The organism is Alloprevotella rava, assembly GCF_014195585.1.
GTDB classification, from domain to species: Bacteria; Bacteroidota; Bacteroidia; order Bacteroidales; family Bacteroidaceae; genus Alloprevotella; species Alloprevotella rava.
In genome coordinates, this window is record NZ_JACICA010000017.1 from 1 (window position 1) to 18,810 (window position 18,810).

The 18,810-nt window shown below is 39.6% G+C and carries 12 protein-coding genes, 1 tRNA gene and 1 pseudogene; 3 read left to right on the top strand and 11 right to left on the bottom strand.

All coding sequences use genetic code 11. The features are described 5' to 3' along the window. Nucleotides 1-132: 132 nt before the first annotated feature. A pseudogene (locus tag FHS60_RS09760) lies at nt 133-603 on the bottom strand (transposase); the annotation flags it as partial. Between the two features lie 351 nt (nt 604-954). On the opposite strand from FHS60_RS09760, the gene fabD reads away from it, so the two are divergent. The 3 genes from fabD to FHS60_RS09775 all read left to right on the top strand — a co-directional run bounded on the left by fabD (nt 955) and on the right by FHS60_RS09775 (nt 3,825). Further along, nucleotides 955-1,857 carry an ACP S-malonyltransferase gene (gene fabD, locus FHS60_RS09765; RefSeq protein WP_183698030.1) on the top strand — a complete coding sequence of 301 codons (903 nt, stop codon included), beginning with the start codon at nt 955-957 and terminating at the stop codon, nt 1,855-1,857. Between the two features lie 119 nt (nt 1,858-1,976). Continuing rightward, nucleotides 1,977-3,689 carry an alpha-amylase family protein gene (locus tag FHS60_RS09770; RefSeq protein ID WP_183698032.1) on the top strand — a complete coding sequence of 571 codons (1,713 nt, stop codon included), beginning with the start codon at nt 1,977-1,979 and terminating at the stop codon, nt 3,687-3,689. Between the two features lie 49 nt (nt 3,690-3,738). After that, nucleotides 3,739-3,825 (top strand) — tRNA-Ser (locus FHS60_RS09775). 70 nt (nt 3,826-3,895) lie between these two features. Here the strand turns inward: FHS60_RS09775 and FHS60_RS09780 are convergent. From FHS60_RS09780 to FHS60_RS09825, 10 genes are all read right to left on the bottom strand, one after another. Next, a complete protein-coding gene (locus FHS60_RS09780) occupies nt 3,896-5,167 on the bottom strand; it encodes an MFS transporter (RefSeq protein ID WP_183698034.1) in 1,272 nt (423 codons plus the stop codon). Further along, the gene (locus FHS60_RS09785) at nt 5,167-8,703 is read right to left on the bottom strand and encodes a DUF4922 domain-containing protein (RefSeq protein WP_244957488.1); all 3,537 of its coding nucleotides are present in this window, start codon (nt 8,701-8,703) and stop codon (nt 5,167-5,169) included. The genes FHS60_RS09780 and FHS60_RS09785 overlap by 1 nt, the downstream gene beginning before the upstream one ends. Before the next feature lie 467 nt (nt 8,704-9,170). After that, nucleotides 9,171-9,698, bottom strand: a complete 528-nt coding sequence (locus tag FHS60_RS09790) for an outer membrane beta-barrel protein (protein ID WP_183698038.1) — start codon at nt 9,696-9,698, stop codon at nt 9,171-9,173. A gap of 358 nt (nt 9,699-10,056) precedes the next feature. Further along, on the bottom strand, nt 10,057-10,929 hold the full coding sequence (locus FHS60_RS09795) for a DUF4296 domain-containing protein (RefSeq protein WP_183698040.1): 873 nt from the start codon (nt 10,927-10,929) through the stop codon (nt 10,057-10,059). 28 nt (nt 10,930-10,957) lie between these two features. After that, nucleotides 10,958-11,599: a lipoprotein signal peptidase gene (locus FHS60_RS09800; protein WP_183698042.1), complete on the bottom strand. Its 642-nt coding sequence runs from the start codon at nt 11,597-11,599 to the stop codon at nt 10,958-10,960. Nucleotides 11,600-11,601: 2 nt separating this feature from the next. Next, entirely contained in the window at nt 11,602-11,991 is a 390-nt protein-coding gene (locus tag FHS60_RS09805; protein WP_009346468.1) for a TraR/DksA family transcriptional regulator, read from the bottom strand. A 121-nt stretch (nt 11,992-12,112) separates the two neighbouring features. Then, nucleotides 12,113-15,652: an isoleucine--tRNA ligase gene (ileS, locus tag FHS60_RS09810; RefSeq protein ID WP_183698044.1), complete on the bottom strand. Its 3,540-nt coding sequence runs from the start codon at nt 15,650-15,652 to the stop codon at nt 12,113-12,115. Nucleotides 15,653-15,803: 151 nt separating this feature from the next. Beyond that, on the bottom strand, nt 15,804-16,751 hold the full coding sequence (locus FHS60_RS09815; protein WP_183698046.1) for an alpha-crystallin domain-containing protein: 948 nt from the start codon (nt 16,749-16,751) through the stop codon (nt 15,804-15,806). Between the two features lie 228 nt (nt 16,752-16,979). Then, a complete protein-coding gene (gene panB / locus FHS60_RS09820; protein WP_183698048.1) occupies nt 16,980-17,798 on the bottom strand; it encodes a 3-methyl-2-oxobutanoate hydroxymethyltransferase in 819 nt (272 codons plus the stop codon). A 40-nt stretch (nt 17,799-17,838) separates the two neighbouring features. After that, entirely contained in the window at nt 17,839-18,486 is a 648-nt protein-coding gene (locus FHS60_RS09825; RefSeq protein ID WP_183698050.1) for an HAD family hydrolase, read from the bottom strand. Nucleotides 18,487-18,810: the final 324 nt, after the last annotated feature.

Genomic DNA, 18,810 nt, shown 5'->3' on the forward strand with positions numbered 1-18,810 from the left:
GTTTCATGAGGATTGTTATTTTGTTATATGATTGATTTTCAACAGTAAATATACAAAAAACAATCCTCTTTTTAGGCTTTTATTGAAACTTTTTTGAGGAAAAAGAAGAACTGCTTATCCCGAATTGAGGTTAATAAGTTGTATTCCACCAACGAAATGCCGCTGAAAAAGGTTCTTACTGATGTATCTCTTGTCAACTAAGAGTTTTCCATGTATGAACTCTACAAAAGCTTTGTACTCCAAAGGTTTACGATCATCAATATCTCCCGGCGTTATCATAAAGTTAAGAAGCTCTCCTTTCTCATTGTAAATTAAGTGCAACTTGAAAGCGAAGAACCAACCCATAGAGCTTTTTCCTCTTTGGGCTATTCCTTTGAAAACTTTGTGCACTTTTTCAAGATAGAAATGTTTAAAGCAGCGATAACCGGAAGTGTGGAAAAGAATCATTATCAACATGACTTCTGCCTTTGACATTGTAGAATTTCGATGATATTTTCTTTTTCCAATAGGTTTTAGTGTATATTTTGCTGTCATAGCATCAAAAAACTTGCAGAAGCCGTCTGCCACACAAAAGATTTCTGTAATTTCGTCTTCGGTGATCATAGCGATTTTTGTTTGTAACTATTTGTATGTTAGCACATTAAAATTACAACAAATTTCGCTAATCACCAATTTTATAGACACTTATAATTCGTCGAACTCACGTTGTTTAAATTGAACATGCAAAAGGTTTCTCTTATCTTTGCATTCCTCACAAGTGCATTTATAGACATAAAATCCCTAGCAATGATATAGAAAACAGCTATTCATATTTCCACATTTGTTTCTTGATAATTCTTCGAAAGTACAGCGATTTTCTTTTGTCATGCTGGGCAAGTATCACTCAAAATGTCGGATGAACAAAAAAAATGATTAACTTTGCGTACAGATATCCAACAATAAAAAATAAGCTACATGAAAGCATTTGTTTTTCCCGGCCAGGGTGCACAGTTTGTCGGTATGGGCAAAGATCTCTATGAGAAGCATCCCGTTGCCAAACAGTTTTTCGAGAAAGCTAATGAAATTCTCGGTTTCCGCATCACAGACATCATGTTTAATGGTACAGATGAGGAACTAAAACAAACGAAAGTAACGCAACCTGCAGTATATATTCATAGTGTTGTCAAAGCTCTCTGTCTGGGTGAAAGTTTCACTCCTGATATGGTAGCAGGTCACTCACTTGGTGAATTTTCTGCACTCACTGCAGCTCGTTGCCTAAGCTTTGAAGATGGTTTAAAACTTGTGGCAGCCCGTGCAAAGGCGATGCAGGCTGCTTGCGAAGTGAAACCTGGTACCATGGCTGCTATCATTTCCATGTCTGATGAAAAAGTGGAAGAAATTTGCAAGCAAGTGAGTAAAGATGATAAGCTGGTTGTTCCTGCCAACTACAACTGTCCAGGACAGCTTGTTATCTCTGGCGATGAAGAAGCTATCAAAGAGGCTTGTGCTCTTCTGAAAGAAGCTGGTGCTAAACGTGCACTTGTTCTCCCCGTAAGCGGTGCATTCCATAGTCCCTTCATGCAACCAGCTCAAGAAGAACTGAAAACGGCCATTGCTACTACAGAGTTCAAGAAACCAATCTGTCCTGTTTATCAGAACTATGATGGTCTTGCACACACAGATCCTGAAGAAATCAAAACCAATCTTATTCAGCAACTCACACATAGCGTTCTTTGGACAAAAGAAGTTAAAAGTATGCTAGCAGATGGTTGCGCTAGCTTCACAGAATGTGGTCCAGGCAAAGCCCTTCAAGGAATGGTTTCTAAAATTGCTCGCGCACAGAATCTCGATATCGAGATTCAAGGCATTGAAGAATAATCGCGTGAAACGCTACAAATGATCTGATACGAAACAAAAAGCCTAACGGGGGAAAACGCATATCGCAGCGTATACTACCATTAGGCTCTTCCGTTTTTCACAAGTCAATAATAAACATAATGAAACTACTTTGTGCACTTGCCTTGGCAGTGCCTCTCTCTGTTATGAGCCAGGAAAGAATTACTATCTATCAGGTCTTACCTCGTCTGTACGGAAATACCGTAACTCTCAATAAAAATAATGGGACATTGGCTGAAAACGGATGTGGTAAGATGAACGACTTTGATGCTCGCCGCTTGAAACGCATCAAAGATATGGGATTTACCCACATTTGGTATACAGGACTAATTGAACATGCCACAAAGACAGATTATTCTGCTTTTGGCATCGCTCGCGATAATACTGAAGTTGTAAAAGGAAATGCAGGATCACCTTATGCTATTAAAGATTATTACGACATTGATCCAGATTTAGCAGTCAATATTTCCAATCGAATGAACGAGTTCAAACAATTAGTGGAAAGAACTCACAAGGCAGGTTTACGAATGATTATGGACTTTGTTCCGAACCACGTTGCACGCCAGTATCATTCTGACTGTCAACCTACAGGTATTAAAGACTTAGGCGAAACAGACAATACGTCTCTCGCCTTTTCTGCACAGAACAATTTCTACTATATCCCTAACGAGCCATTACATCTTGACAGAATATCGGGCAATAACAATTCTTACACAGAAATACCTGCACGCGTCTCAGGAAACGATGTTTTCAGTGCTTGGCCAGGAGTCAATGATTGGTATGAAACAATCAAGCTAAACTACGGTGTCGACTATCAAAATGGACGCTCTACGCACTTCTCCCCCATTCCTGATACGTGGAAAAAAATGACTGATATTCTCCTTTTTTGGGCAGCCAAAGGTATTGATGGATTCCGTTGCGATATGGCAGAAATGGTTCCTGTTGAATTTTGGCATCATGCCATTGCTCGCGTAAAACAAGAATATCCCAAGGTGACTTTTATTGCCGAAATTTATAATCCAGAAGAGTACCGCAACTATATTCACGTGGGAGGCTTCGACTATCTTTATGATAAAGTTGGACTGTATGATACATTGCGCAGCGTCGTTCGAGAAGAGAATTCTGCTACAGCCATTACTCACTGCTGGCAAGCCACTGATGACATTCAAGACCACATGCTCCACTTTCTCGAAAACCATGACGAGCAACGCATCGCCTCTCCATTCTTTGCAGGAAATGCAGAAAAAGCGTTACCCGCTTTAGTCGTTAGTGCCACACTCGACAAGGCACCAGTCATGATTTATGCAGGACAAGAAATAGGAGAAAATGGCATGGGCAATGAAGGTTTTAGTGGAGAAGATGGACGAACAACAATTTTTGATTATTGGGGAGTTCCTTCTTATCAGAAATTAACACGTGGTATAAAATACTTGGATAAAAATGAAGCCAAACTCTACGCTTTCTATCGCTCTATAGTTAAAATTATCAATAGTTCTGAAGCTATCCGAGAGGGGAAAAAATTTGATCTTATGTATGTTAACGATTCGTCAGAAAACTTCGATCCTCATCGTACCTTTGCTATGCTCCGCTCAACGGGGAAAGAGACAGCACTAATTGTGGCAAACTTTGCTGACACAGAAAAAAAAATTTGCATCAATATTCCCTCTGCAGCATTTGAATACTTAGGCATTAAACCACAGACGAAAAAAGCCAAAGAACTCATTTCTGGCAAAACGCAAACTCTAACACTTAATACTACAGCCCCCACTAGGGTAAGAATTTCAGCGCATAGTGCTGTGATTCTTACGTTCTAAAAAAGTTGATGCATAGAACTAAGATTTTTTTACCTTTGCATCAATATAAGGAAAGTTGGCAGAGTGACCGAATGCGCTGGACTCGAAATCCAGTATACCCTTTCGGGTATCGGGGGTTTGAATCCCTCTCTTTCCGCAAAAATAAAAAGGGAAGCCAGTAAAATGACTTCCCTTTTTATTTATAAAAGAAATTCTCAATAAGAGGATTACTTTCCATAATCTTTGGGAACCTTTATAAGTGCAGCTGCCATAAAGGTTAATGGTGTTAGGCAACACACAAGGATGAAGAAGTTGAGATATCCTATTTTTTCTTGCAGCCAACCACTTAACAAGCCTGGTAACATCATACTAAGCGCCATAAAACCTGTGCAAAAAGCATAGTGAGCCGTTTTAGCGGGGCCTTGAGCAAAATACATCAAATAGAGCATGTAGGCAGTGAAACCAAACCCATAACCACATTGCTCTAGGAAGACTAGCACATTTATCAAAATAAAATTATCGGGTTGATAATAAGCTAAGAAAATATATACTAGATCTGGAATGGTAATACTTAGTACCATCGGCCAAAGCCATTTCTTAAAACCGTCTTTTGCTACTACAATTCCGCCTACGATTCCGCCTAAAAGCAAACCGATTACACCTACCGTACCTTGCAAGAAACCTATTTCGCTTGTTGCCAATCCCAACCCTCCTTTATTTATAGGGTCAACATAAAAAAGCGGACAAATCTTTGTAAGAAGAGCTTCCGGTAGTCGATACAAAAGCATAAATAGAATGGCTATACCTATCCCTGGTTTTTTGAAAAAGCTAATGAAAGTTTGGAAGAATTCAGTCAGTTGGGTTGTATTTAATTTTGCCTCCTTACTTTGATCATCAAGGGGACGCGGCAAAATAAATGCGTGCCAGCAATAAAGTAAAGTAAAAACAGCTACTGCAAGAAAGAAAGTATAACTCCATGCCTTGGAAGGACTGCGGGTATATGTCTCCAGCGCGCCAGCAAATATCGTCAGAATACCTTGACCAGCTATTGTAGATACGCGATAAAATGTACTGCGCACACCTACATAGAGACTCTGATCATGCTGATTTAGAGCTATCATATAGAAGCCATCTGCAGCTATATCATGGGTTGCGCTACTGAAAGCCATCAGCCAGAAGAAACACAAGGTCCATTGTACAAAATGTGGGAAGGGAATAGTGAAAGCTACTCCTGCCATGGAGCTTCCCAAGAGAAGTTGCATGATAAGAATCCACCAACGCTTCGATTTTAGCATCTCTACAATCGGACTCCAAAAGGGTTTGATAACCCAAGGAAGATATAGCCAGGAAGTGTAGAGAGCTGCATCCGTATTGGAGAGCCCTAAGCGCTTATACATAAAACAAGCTAAGAAGGTTACCAATATATTAGGAATACCTTCTGCAAAATAGAGTGAGGGGATCCAAGCCCATGGACTGCGTACATTATTATTCTGGCTCATCAATAAATCTTCTTTAATACTGTATTACGATAATAATGGGAAAGAATAGAGGTAAATTCATACCCCTTTTCACTCATGACAGCCGCACCTATCTGGCACATGCCTACTCCATGCCCCCATCCTGCTCCAATCAGCGTGAAATTGCCTGCATCATCTTTGTCCACAACAAAAGCACTACTATAAAGATGACTTTCTGAGAGAATTCTTCTTATTTCTAATTCTTTTCCAATTATCATCGACTTATTAGTACCCACGATTTGGAGCTTTTTGAGACGCCCACTTGCACCTCGTTCTATAGGAATCAAATCAAGAATTTCTCCAAAGTCCTCTCCCGTTTTCTTATTCACTAAAGTTGATATCTCCGCTTTTGTATAGCAAACAGTCCAACGATAGAAATCCGAAGTTTCTTGGTCGTATGAGTTTAATACTTGTTTCAAGAGTTGCTTGTCATCTGTGTTGCAAAAAGCTGCTGGCGATTGACGGATCCACTTATCTGCATTCTCTTCTATTCTTAAATCTGGAATAGTTGAATCTTCTATATCGCGAACAGGTTGAAGATAAACAATATCTTCATCGTTCCAACAAGTGGCAAATGTTTCAGAAATTCCACCGCAACATTTAGAGAAGCGTGCATCACAAATTTCCTCCTCATTAGCCAGTACTAAACCATGAGTTTCATCAATAGCACGCGATACAGCTTCTGCCACTTCGCGCGTTATTCCCTGATACCGCTGACAATGGTCGTCGGCACAAACATCAAAGAGTGTATGATCCTCTCTATCATACCAACGGATATATTCATCTTTCTTACGCTGGAAAGAAAAGAAGTTACTATTTGTTTCTCGATTCCTCTGCTTTTTCTGTATTTGAAAGAAAAGCCAGCTACGAGAAACTACAGCATGAGCCTTCAAGAGTTCAAGAGAAGATGTTGCACTCATTTCCGAAGAAATAACGCTGCGGAGATAATCCTCTACGGGCAATTCATTGATCACATGTATCTTTCCTTCGTGAACCAATAAACGTAGTTTTCCCCGGAAAGTTTGAACCTCCTGGCGTTCCCAATGGAAGTTAACACCAATAGTAACATCCTGCAGTGTGAAACTAGCCTCCTTTTCAATCGGAGTAAAAGTCAATTCACTATAAAGATTCCCTTTCCAAAAAATCCCTCCATTTTCGCAAGTGACCACTTGTACTCCTTCTTCATTTCTCCCCTTTGCCATATAGGGAGCATGCAGGGTAAAGCGAATTTCATTTCCGCAACAGATTCCCACACTTACTTGTGGCTCTGCTGTTTGGTTTGAGTTTGAAAGAGAAGAAGTTATATCTGTGCGCTGTGGTTTGGAGTTTTGTAGTTGTTTAGCAATGCGCTCCAGATCCTTTTCTGTAGCAGTAACCTCTCTTAATATATCGCACACTTTCTTGGCTGTCATTCGATCGAAATCCTCCTTACGAGGTGTAATAATTAGTCCACCCATATCTACAGAACCTGGAGAAACAACAAAGTTTGCATCTCCTTCTGCATAATAACAATTAGGGCGATGTTTGCGACGCAGAAAAACAATACTTACTAGTCGCTCTTCTAGAACTGGAAAACCCTCCTCCTTCCATGTCAAGACATTGACATCAGGCTCTTTCATTTCTGCCTCAATGGGGAGGACATCAAAAAGTTTATTTGTAAGAAAGTTTTTACCTACGCGCTCCCCCACAATAACAAAACCAGGACAAGCATATTCTTTCAATAAGTAAATTCCTGCTTGTGTAGCAGAATAGCCATGGTCTTGTAGCTCGGATTCATCATAATGGGTAACTGGCCAAACCTTTTGCATCTTTGAAGAGTAGAACTTCCAATTTTTCTCAATGGGTATCACTCCTTTTTCACCTGCTTGCAAATGAGCGTGATCAGGAGCAGAAGCTCCACAACGCGGCCCATTATAGAAAACTACAGCATCCTTTAGTTTCCATGCTATTTGGTTCATAACATCCTGCAACAAAGAGAATGTTTGTGGCAAATGATGACGTGTGGGAATAGTCAGATGATGAGGGAGTATCGGAACCGGATTTACTAGAATCTGAAATTTCCCTGCGATCGGAAGAGATACTTGTTCAGAAGGTCTATTCTCATTGCAAAGAAAGCACTGACGCGCCTTGATCGTTTTCTTATCTATCTTTGCACCTGTTGAAACAATACGTAAAGGATTATATTGGACAGCAAGTGAAGAGTTTCCCATGGGAAACTCTTTCATTTCTACTGAATCAAGTTCACGGAATCTCTCTTCAACTTCTTGCCAACGCTCCAATTGCTGATTGAAAAAATCAGCGACCTCTGAGGCTTCAACCGAGTGGTTACGAGTTGCATTAAGAGAGCAGCGAGCTCTCAGTTCCATAGTGCGTAGCGAATCTTTATAGAGATTATTTTTATTCACTTGCTCTACATTTAAAGCTGCATCACTATTTCCTTCCCACCGACGACACAAATAAAGTTCATCATAAATACGTCCTATGCGATAGTGGCGTGAAATGGTCAAGCCTAAAGCGTAATCCTCTCCATAAGAAGTATTTGGGAAACCAATTCTGCGTAGAATATCAGTACGAAAAGCACGTGGCGCCCCAAGACCATTGATACGCAACGCATTATTACGACCATTGTCAGGTGTCCATTCCTTATGATCTATAAGTCCTGGAGGTAAAGTCTCCAACTGAAAGTTAACCATACGATATGAACCTATTACCATTGCAGCTTTCTGCTTTTGAAACGCCATAACGATGCGTTCTAACACATCCGTGGAGCTATACAAGTCATCGGAATCTAGTTGTACAGCATAGCGGCCACAATGTGCATCACGTATTGCTAAATCCCAACAACCGCCAATACCTAAATCTTTGCGTTTGGGAATGAGATGAACTACTCTCTTATCGCTGCTAAAGGTTTCAATGACTTCTGACGTTCCATCGGAGGAGTGATTGTCTACTACAATTATATTATAATCAAAACCTGCGTCTTGAGAAAGAACGCTTTGAATTGCATCACTAATAGTTTTTACGCGGTTGCGAACAGGTATGATAACACTTGCTTCTACGAGGAATTCGCCATCTTTCTCAAGAAATGGAGGCAAATCATCAAACTCTTCGGCAGGGAGAAATGCGCCAACACAGCGGAGATGCTCTGTGCAAATACGCTCGTTTTCTAATTGCACTTCTCTATTTCGCGGATCAACATAATCAAACTGCTTAACTCCACTGGCACGCAAATCCGTTTCGGTGACAGAGTAGAGATATTCTTTCAAATGAAAGATAGCTCCATTCCTGCTTAAATAGAGACGAAGTGCATAGAGTGCTGAGAATCTATAACGTGGGCGACAATCTTCATTTGTAAAGAACGATTTTAGCAGGTCTGTACGCACCAACCATAGTGGACCAAAATCGAAATCGTCACGCAAAGCCCCTTCTTGATAATCTATTACGGGATGAGGATACGCGTCATCGTAGCGATCCGAATAGACCATAGCTGCTTGTATGTCTTCTGCAGCTTGAATCATTCGCTCAACGCATCTATACCCCAACGTTACTTCTTTATCCGAAATATAAAGGAGAGAGTATTTAGTTTTGGCTTTTAAAGCCACAATCTTCAAAGATTTCGTAGATCTTAACAAGTCATAGAAATCTACAGCTTTAAATATATCAACATTCTGCATAGCCATAAAGTATCATAAATATAGCCGCAAAAATAAATAAAAAAATCGTAATAGATTAGGCACTGCAAGCTTTGACGCTGTAATAACCCTCATGTTTGTCAAGAGAATTCAAATGCTTTCTTATTACTTCGCCATAACATATTCTCCGATTCAAAAATAGAATACTGCTATTTTCAAAAGCTAGTATTCTATTTGAAGACGCAATAAGGATATAAAAAAAATACAAGTATTGTATTTTGCCGGATTAGAAAAAAATGAAGGCCCGACACTTTAGAGTATCGAGCCTTCTTATAAGAGTCTGTACTTCGTGATTAAAAATTGTAGTAAAGACCGAATTGGAGATTGTTTCCACTCAGTTTGAAGCCAAAGCCATTCTCCCAAAGTTTGTCAGCAATAGCATCATCAGAATCACGATAGCCAAGGAAACCTGCGTGAGCAACGAAGCTCAGCTTCTTGTTAAGATTCACAGCAAGCCCAGGTTTCAAACCTACCTCCCATGCGCTAGCAGAATTACCTTTCTTAGGCTTTACACTGTAAAAGCCAAAGCCACCATCAACGAAGAGGTTTACGGGACCAAATTTTGCAAAAGAGTAACGTGCATACGGAGACACGTTGATAGCATTCACCTTAGAACCTTTGGTGTAGTTGTGTTTGAAACCTATGCTAGTACCGATAGCCCACTGCTTAGAAAGTGTGTAACCAACTTCTGGCTGAAAAGTGAAATTGGTATGGTTTGCGTCAGGATTACGCCAAAAACCTACTTCGCCACCAACATAAACCTGTGCACTGGCAACAACTGTCGCTACTGCGAGAATGAGCGTCAAAAATAACTTTTTCATACTTTAATTGCTTTTTAAATTCACACAATATCTAGTTTGATTGTGCAAAGGTAAATGTATTAGGTTGGTAGGAGCAAATAAATTAATATTATTTTGCGTATATATAGGTGTTTTGAAATCTAAATTTTGCAAAATCGGTATATTGCAGCTAAATCAGTGAAATAAATTGATGAGAGCTAGTAGAGAGAAAGCTCTGTTGGATTAAGATAATAGTCCCCTCCTATCCATTTTGTAAATGCTATTTCTTCTGTTAGAGGAAAGTAGTGAACAAGTTTTTTACCCTCAAAAATGAGCACTTGATTATGACGAATAGTTCCATCAGGAAGATGGAGACGACTCACTCCTATTTGCTCCATAGCTATTTAAAGTGATTTTGCTTAGAATGCTCCTTGTCAATATTTAGGAGACTGTCTTGAATCTGTTGTTCTGAGCTTTTGGCTTTCTTACTCTCTGTGCTGTCCGCCTTTGATTTCTGCTGCTCATTTTCAGTCTTATCCCCTTTTTTAGGATTAATACATAGGAACATGGGCTGAGAAATGACAAGAAGTTTAGGACGAGTTGCCCATGTAGCAACTTGGTAAACAAATCCATTAATGAAACGAATTGGAGTATCACCTACCCACAGACTCAAAGTCTGCTCTCCGCTGTCGTAGATATTGCGCGTCATCACTACGGTAGAGTCGTTAGCATAATGAATTGTAAGATTAAGAATGGCCGATTTCTCTCCCTCATGATAAATCCACTGAGTGTAAAAGCGCATAATGAGTTGACTTCCTGCTTGAACTGTAGAATCCACAGGAATATCAAAATCTAAATGGTTTCTACCATTGGCACTCAGCAAGTTTAAAGAGTTGCCACTCCAAACTATTGTTGTATCAGTTCCTACAATAGTATGTCCGGTGCTGAGTTTTGAAGAATTTACAGAAGAGCCAAAGCGCTCATTCAGCTTTTGATAAATTTTATAGAGTTCATCAGCATGTCGAGAATAATGCACCATAGATTTATCGAAGTCGGCTTCTGTTATATCATATTTCTTGAATACCGCTTCACTATAAAGTTTTGTGTTGTAGTCAGCACTATCTGAAAGCTGCCCCATGGCTTGCGCAATGTGATAGTCATATAATATCTCTTCCATCTTTGATGGCGAAAGAATGTCCTCAGGTGCTTTCTTGCGACAACTACCTAAAAGAAATACGACCAAAAGATAAATGCCAAAATATACTACTCTCATTGCTGCAAAAACTTTGAAAAAGACCTGTCTATTCCTCCTTTTGCTTTATGTGAAAGAAGCGGGAATAGAAAAGAAGCAAAGTAATAGCACCACAAGAAATGCTACTATCTGCAAAATTAAAAATGGCGTTGAAGAAAACTTTACCCCCTAAAATGGGTACCCATTGTGGCCAGGTGAACAGAGGGAAATAAAACATATCAACAACCTTACCATCAAGAAAATGTCCATAGCCTTGCCCCAAAGGTACAACATGAGCAATAGGCATACCAAGAGATTCAGGATAACTCTCGGTAAAGATAAGACCATACAGACAGTTGTCGATGATATTACCTATAGCTCCAGCAATAATCATTGATAAGCACACTACAAGCCCCATGGGCAGATGCTTCTTAATAATTCTCGTAAGTATCCAAAACAAAGGGATAATAGTTATTAGCCGAAAAATCGTCAATAACCATGTACCACTGAATGCCATACCATAAGCCATACCCTTGTTTTCTGTAAAAAGAATCTGAAACCACGAAGTAATATCTATGTGGTCGTGGAGCTGCATATTGGTCTTTACAAGATACTTTATTATCTGATCAACAATAAGTACAAAAAGGATGATGGCCGTAGCCACCATCCATCTTTTTCTAGTTGATGCTTGTTTTTGAGTAGTTGTATCCATTATCAACCTTTACGTTGTTGCTCCATCATCTTTCCCTCAATGCTTGTTGTTGCATGAGGTACTGCACGAAGCCGCTCTTTGGGAATTAACTTTCCTGTAACACGACAAACGCCGTAAGTCTTGTTCTCAATTCTAACCAAAGCTGCTTTTAAGCCTTGGATAAACTTGAGCTGTCGGGCTCCCATATTGGTAAGTTCTTCCTTGGTATGGGCAGAACTCCCCTCTTCAAGAGCCTTATAGGTGGGCATTTCATCGTTTACATCATTGGAATCTTTGTTCATTAAGATATCCATAATCTCATCGTATTCACGTGTAGCAAGAGCTATTTTTTCTTGAATGAGCAGGCGGAACTCTCCAAGTTCTTCGTCGCTATAGCGCGTCTTGTCTGGCATAGAAGTGTTGGGTATTTGCAGTTCTTGCGATATGTATCAACTTGAACTTTAATTTATAATTTATTACACTAATATATCCTCTTACCTTCCCCTCGTGAGAGAAAATAGAGAGGATAAGATTTTATGCTTTATCAATATTCATCATGACTTTGAGCGTATCCAACTCAAGAAGAACACCTTCAACAGAGGGCTGGAAAGTGAGGGTGTCTGCAAGAACTTGCCCTGCGATATAGTCAGCATACTTGTTGAGAACTTCTTTCAATGTAGGTTCGTTTTGGAAAGTGACTTTAATATGATCAGTTATTTCAAAACCACTGTCCTTACGATAAGCCTGAATACGTTTCACTATTTCACGAGCAATACCTTCTTGACGAAGTTCGTCTGTAACTTCCAAATCGAGGGCAACCGTTAAAGAGCCTTCATTGGCAACAGTCCATCCTGGAATATCTGCACTGATAATTTCTACGTCTTGAAGTTCTATAAGGGCAGATTCTTCTCCAAGCGGAAGTGAAATGCTACCGTCTCTCTCAAGTGTTGCAATTTCTTCTTGAGACATCTCTGCAACCGCAGCAGAAACAGCCTTCATCTGCTTTCCAAACTTCTTGCCCATCACGCGGAAATTACATTTCACAGTCTTTTCCAGTATTGAGCCTTCAACAAACTCAAGCTCCTTAACGTTTACTTCATCCAAGATGAGTTGCTTAACAGCTTCAACAGCTTCTTTCTGTTCTTGATTAAGCGCAGGGATAGAAATTTTTTGCAGTGGCTGGCGAACAATGATATGTTCCTTCTTCCGAAGACTTAACACCATAGAGGTGATTTTCTGTGCCATCTCCATGCGAGTTTCCAAATTCTTATCAATAAGAGATTCGTCACATACAGGGAAATCGGTCAAGTGCACACTCTGAGTATTTCCTGTAGGAGCTGTCAAATCCCTATAAAGCTCATCAGAATAGAACGGAGCAATAGGTGCCATCAGTTTACTGATGGTAAGGAGACAAGTATAGAGCGTTTGATAAGCACTGAGTTTATATTCGTCCATCTCTCCTGCCCAGAAGCGTTTGCGGTTCAAACGAACATACCAGTTAGAGAGGTTATCATTTGCAAAAGTCATAATGAGTCGACCTGCCTTAGTGGGTTCATAATCATCAAGATCTTTTGAAACATTTAGGACGAGTGTGTTAAGTTCACTAAGAATCCAACGATCTATCTCAGGACGCTTGCAAACGGGGATTTGTGGTGCTGTTGCATCAAAATTATCAACATTTGCATACATTGAGAAGAAACTATACGTTTGGAAAAGCTTTCCAAAGAACGTACGCGTAATTTCTTTAATACCATCTTCGTCAAACTTCAAATTATCCCATGGAGAAGAATTCGTAATCATGTACCAGCGCAAGGGATCTGAGCCATAATTCTGAATAGCAGTAAACGGATCTATAGCATTACCTAAACGCTTGGACATCTTATTCCCATTCTTATCAAGAACAAGTCCATTAGAAATAACATTCTTGAAGGCCACACTGTCAAAGACCATCGTAGCAATGGCATGAAGCGTAAAGAACCAACCACGTGTTTGATCTACACCTTCTGCAATAAAATCAGCAGGGAAAGTTGTTTGACCATCAATTGCCTCTTTATTTTCAAAGGGATAATGAGCCTGTGCAAATGGCATTGCACCAGAATCAAACCAAACATCAATTAAGTCTTTCTCTCGATAGAGGGCTTTTCCCGTTTCAGAAACAAGTACTATATTGTCTACATACGGACGATGTAAATCAATAAGATGATAGTTATTTTCACTATAATCGCCAGGTACAAAGCCATTATCTTTAAGAGGATTAGACTTCATAACTCCAGATTGAACACTCTTCTCTATTTCATCATAAAGCTCTTGAATTGAACCTATACAGATCTCTTCATCCTCATCATTTCTCCAGATAGGAAGAGGAGTACCCCAATAGCGAGAGCGACTGAGATTCCAATCATTCAAATTTTCTAACCACTTACCAAAACGACCTGTACCAGTAGATGTAGGCTTCCAAAGAATGGTCTCGTTTAGTTCAGACATACGTTCCTTATAAGCCGTTGAGCGAATAAACCAGCTGTCCAATGGATAATACAAGATAGGCTTATCTGTACGCCAGCAATGCGGGTAATTATGTACATGCTTCTGAATGCTGAAAGCTAAGCCTTCCATCTTCATTTCCATGCAAATCACAATATTCAAGTCTTCCGCTTTTTCAGAAGCCTTTGAATCCCACACATCACCTACATTAAATTTCGGATCATAGGTATTCTTTACATAATCACCTGCATGGTGACTATATGAGTCTTTATCGACACATGCACTAATAAAGTTATTATCAAGCTCTTCCAATACATAATACTTACCTTCTAAGTCTACCATTGGACGAGTTTCGCCTTTCTTATTTATAAGGAAGAGAGGAGGCACGCCTGCTGCATTGGCAACTTGAGCATCGTCAGCACCAAAAGTACTAGCAATATGAACAATACCAGTACCATCTTCTGTTGTTACATAATCACCCAAGATAACGCGGAAAGCACAATCTGCCATTTCAACAAATTCATCTTTTCCGTTTTCTGCAATAAATTTCTTTTCAGGATGCGCAGCAGCATAATCAAGAACATACTGAAGAGCATGTTTATCAACTTTCTGACAAGGACGTATCCAAGGCATCAATTGGAGATAGTGCATACCTTCAAGCTCTGTTCCCTTCCATGAACCTACAATACGATACGGAAGCACCTTATCGCCTTTTTCATAGATGTTAATATCTGCCTCTGCACCTTCAGTCTTAAAGTAAGCTGCAACAAGGTCACGAGCCATAACAAGACTCACTTTCTCTGCAGTATAAGGATTATAAGTCTGAACACAAACATACTCTATTTGTGGACCAACGCAAAGAGCGATATTAGAAGGCAAAGTCCAAGGAGTTGTTGTCCAAGCTATGAAGTAGGGCTTTCCCCATTCCGTCATTTCGGGTTTGGGATCAACAATACTGAATTGAGCTGTTACTGTTGTATCTTTTACATCACGGTAACAACCTGGCAGATTCAGTTCGTGGCTTGAAAGACCTGTTCCTGCAGCAGGACTGTAGGGTTGAATCGTATATCCTTTATAAAGAATATCTTTTTTATAAAGTTCTTTCAGCAACCACCACAACGTTTCGATGTATGAATTCTCGAACGTAACGTATGGATGTTCCATATCTGCCCAATACCCCATCTGACGTGTAAGTTCCTCCCATTCGGAAGTAAACTTCATGACATTCTTACGGCATTGAGCATTATAATCTTCAATTGAGATTTTTTTACCAATATCAACTTTGGTGATACCTAATTCTTTTTCTACACCAAGTTCCACAGGTAGTCCGTGAGTATCCCAGCCCGCTTTACGCTCCACTTGAAACCCCTTCATTGTCTTATAGCGGCAGAACATATCTTTAATGGTACGCGCCATGACATGATGAATACCTGGGTGACCATTTGCCGAAGGAGGACCATCGTAGAAAACGAAGGATGGATTTCCTTCGCGTAATTCGATACTCTTATGGAACAAGTCCGAATTATCCCAATCTTTTAAAACCTCTTGATTAACCTTGTAGAGGTCTAGTCCTTTATGTTCTCTAAATTTCATGTAGACAAAACATTTTTTAATTTGCGAAATTAGTACAATCGCAGCAAAGTACAAAGTTTTTTCATAGAAAACCCCGACCTCTTTCTGTATCGTATTCTGCAAGAAAGAGTAAACTAGTGAACTTCTATTTTATTTATTTATCTCTTTACTGTTAATGGCCATTAAATTTAAAATCTCGGTCTTTATTCTTTTCAAACCAAGGATGTATGAGAATCAAATAGATGGCAAAAAGTATAGCCAATAGGAATAGCGAAATATAAATAATACTATTATTGTTTATGCTAATTCCTGCGATAATACCTATGGCGAATCCTAAACGCCAACCTAAGAAATGCGTATTCTGAGAAGTGCCGCGTTGGCAATGTCCAGAAAGTTTTAGGAAGTATATTAGGAGACGAGCTGAAAGTAAGCCAGTCCCAATACCGAAAAGTAAAAACGAAGCAGAATGTACAATATCAAGCGGATGCAAGAAGAGTAACAGTGCACCCAAAAGGAATACAACTCCGCTCACAAACTCTGCACGCGTATCTGCATCGGCAAATACTACCTTCTGAAGCAATAGCGAAATCAGGAATCCTCCTCCTAAATACAGAGCGTTAGCAGCTATTATTTCAGGATTCCAAGAAAGACTATAACCGACAAACAACCCTTCTATCGCCGCAGCAAGAACGGTGAGCAAAAAAAGCGGCCAAGCAGATAAACGTAAAAAGCGATCGCTTGAGAACACTTTAGCATGAATGGGAGCTTTCAATGGAACACGAATAAAGACCACAGCTAAGAAGGCAATGATAACCGGAGATGCTGAGACAGCAAAGCTAAAAAGAGGTATCGCACAGAATTGCTTTGAAAGCATAGGTAAATAGAATCCTAAAAGCCAACCGAAAGGCAATCCCAAGTGTCCAAATTTATTGAGAAGATTATCCCCGCGCGTTCTGTTTCTTGACACTTGCAAATCATTGATAAGCGTATTGCACAATGCATTTTGAGCAGTTGCAAAACAGAGCCCTTGAATCCCTAAAAAAGTATCATCCAAAAGGAATCTACAATATAGAGAAACAGGAGAGAGGGAAACGCCAATAAAAAGATACTTTTTAAGCAAACTGTTTTACGGGGAAACGTTTCAACAAACCATGAATTAAAAGGGCCTATAACGAAAAGTCCCATCGTAAAGGCAAGGACACTAAAAATCGTAGTCTCTGCTCCCCACTGCATATATATAATGGGGATCAGTGAGAATATATATGCATTTAGCATTAAATTAGCTAAGCACATTAGCACTACAGCCAACGACGCGCCTTCGCGTTTTTGACACACATTGTCTAAGTTTTTAGTAGCGTTCTTGCTCATTGGGGAAATCTCCTGATTTTACATCTGTCACATATTGTCCGATAGCATCGGTCATCACTTGGGCAAGATTTGCATATACGCGAAGAAACTTTGGGCGAAAACCTTCATTCTTTCCAAGCATATCGTCAACGACGAGAACTTGTCCGTCGGCGAAGCCTGCACCAATACCAATTATGGGGACAGGAACTGCCTCCACAACCTTTTGTGTAAGATTTGCTGGTATTTTCTCCACAACAATAGCAAAGCATCCTGATTCTGCCAAAATCTTGGCATCCGAAATCAATTTTGCAGCTTCAGATTCTTCTTTAGCACGCACACCATAACCGCCAAACTTATGGACGCTTTGAGGAGTGAGGCCCAAATGTCCACAAACAGGGATTCCAGCAGAAACCATTCTCTTGATTGAATCCGAGATTTCTGCTCCACCCTCAAGTTTCAAGGCATCTACTCCGGTTTCCTTCATAATCCTAACCGCATTGCGCAGAGCATCTTCAGCAGTTATTTGATACGAACCGAAAGGCATATCACAAACAACAAGAGCACGCTTCACTCCGCGGACTACAGAGCGAGCATGGAAAATCATTTCATCAAGGGTAATGGGAATTGTAGTCTCGTTGCCAGCCATCACATTAGAAGCACTGTCGCCTACAAGTATCATATCAACTCCTGCTTGGTCAACAATTCTAGCTGTTGTAAAGTCGTAAGAAGTCAGCATAGCTATTTGCTTCCCTTCTGCCTTCATAGCTTGAATTTTCCTAGCCGTCACCTTTTTTTGGTCTTCAACCAAATATCCTGGCATATACTATCTATTTAGTTTTTTTCTGCGCAAAATTACTCATTTATGATAAGAAAGCAAAATGAGCAGTAATAGAGTCTGGAGTTTGACCAATAAAATTAGGAATAATTAGATTGCAGAAAGACATAATCTTTTCTTCTGTATTTGTTGTAGTAAGCCCCACCACTTTTGTCCCACTTTCTTTCGCAGCAGTAAGTCCATTAATAGAATCTTCAAAAACAATACAATCTTCCGTCGCCACATCAAATCTTCTTGCAGCATTTATAAAACAGTCAGGAGCTGGTTTTGAGCGTTGTATATCCTCAGCTGTAAAAATATAATCGAAGTAATCTTTTATTTCTGGATGAGCGCTATAAACTTGCGCCATCTTATTGTGATCACTACTTGTGACCAAGGCTGTACGCAGTTTTTTATCTCGCAAAGATTTCAGGAAATCCTCTACACCTGGAATATAAATATACTCCATCGACTCTTCAAAATTATCAAGAAGCTGTTTTATTTCTCTTTGCTGTGGTTCATGAGGGAAATAGCAGGCAAAAATATCTACGAGAGACATTCCTTTAATATCTTCAGCAAAGCTTTGTACGTGGGGATAATATAACGTCCCGATATGTGCCCAGAACTTGCTATATTGGGATTCCGTGTCCAAAACTACCCCATCACAATCGAAAAGATATGTAAATTGATGCATACTAAATACGAATTTTAAAATTCTATAAAAAGAATGATAAAGGTTGTCCCCTATACCTATTTAAATAGAAAGCTCTACAATCTTCCAACGTCACCCACAAAAGGAGCTACAATGAAAAACTAGAAATTAATAAGTAGATTATCTTCGAGGAAAAGAGTAAAAATTATAGAAATTCAAAAGTAATAAATTATCACAAGCAGCAAGTAAGAACTATTGCTATAATAAAATCGACATAAATTAACATCCTCAAGGAAGAAGGTTGCAGATGAAAACAGAAGAAGCAAAGTCGATATATCCCTTCAAAACTCGTACTCGGAAGACAAA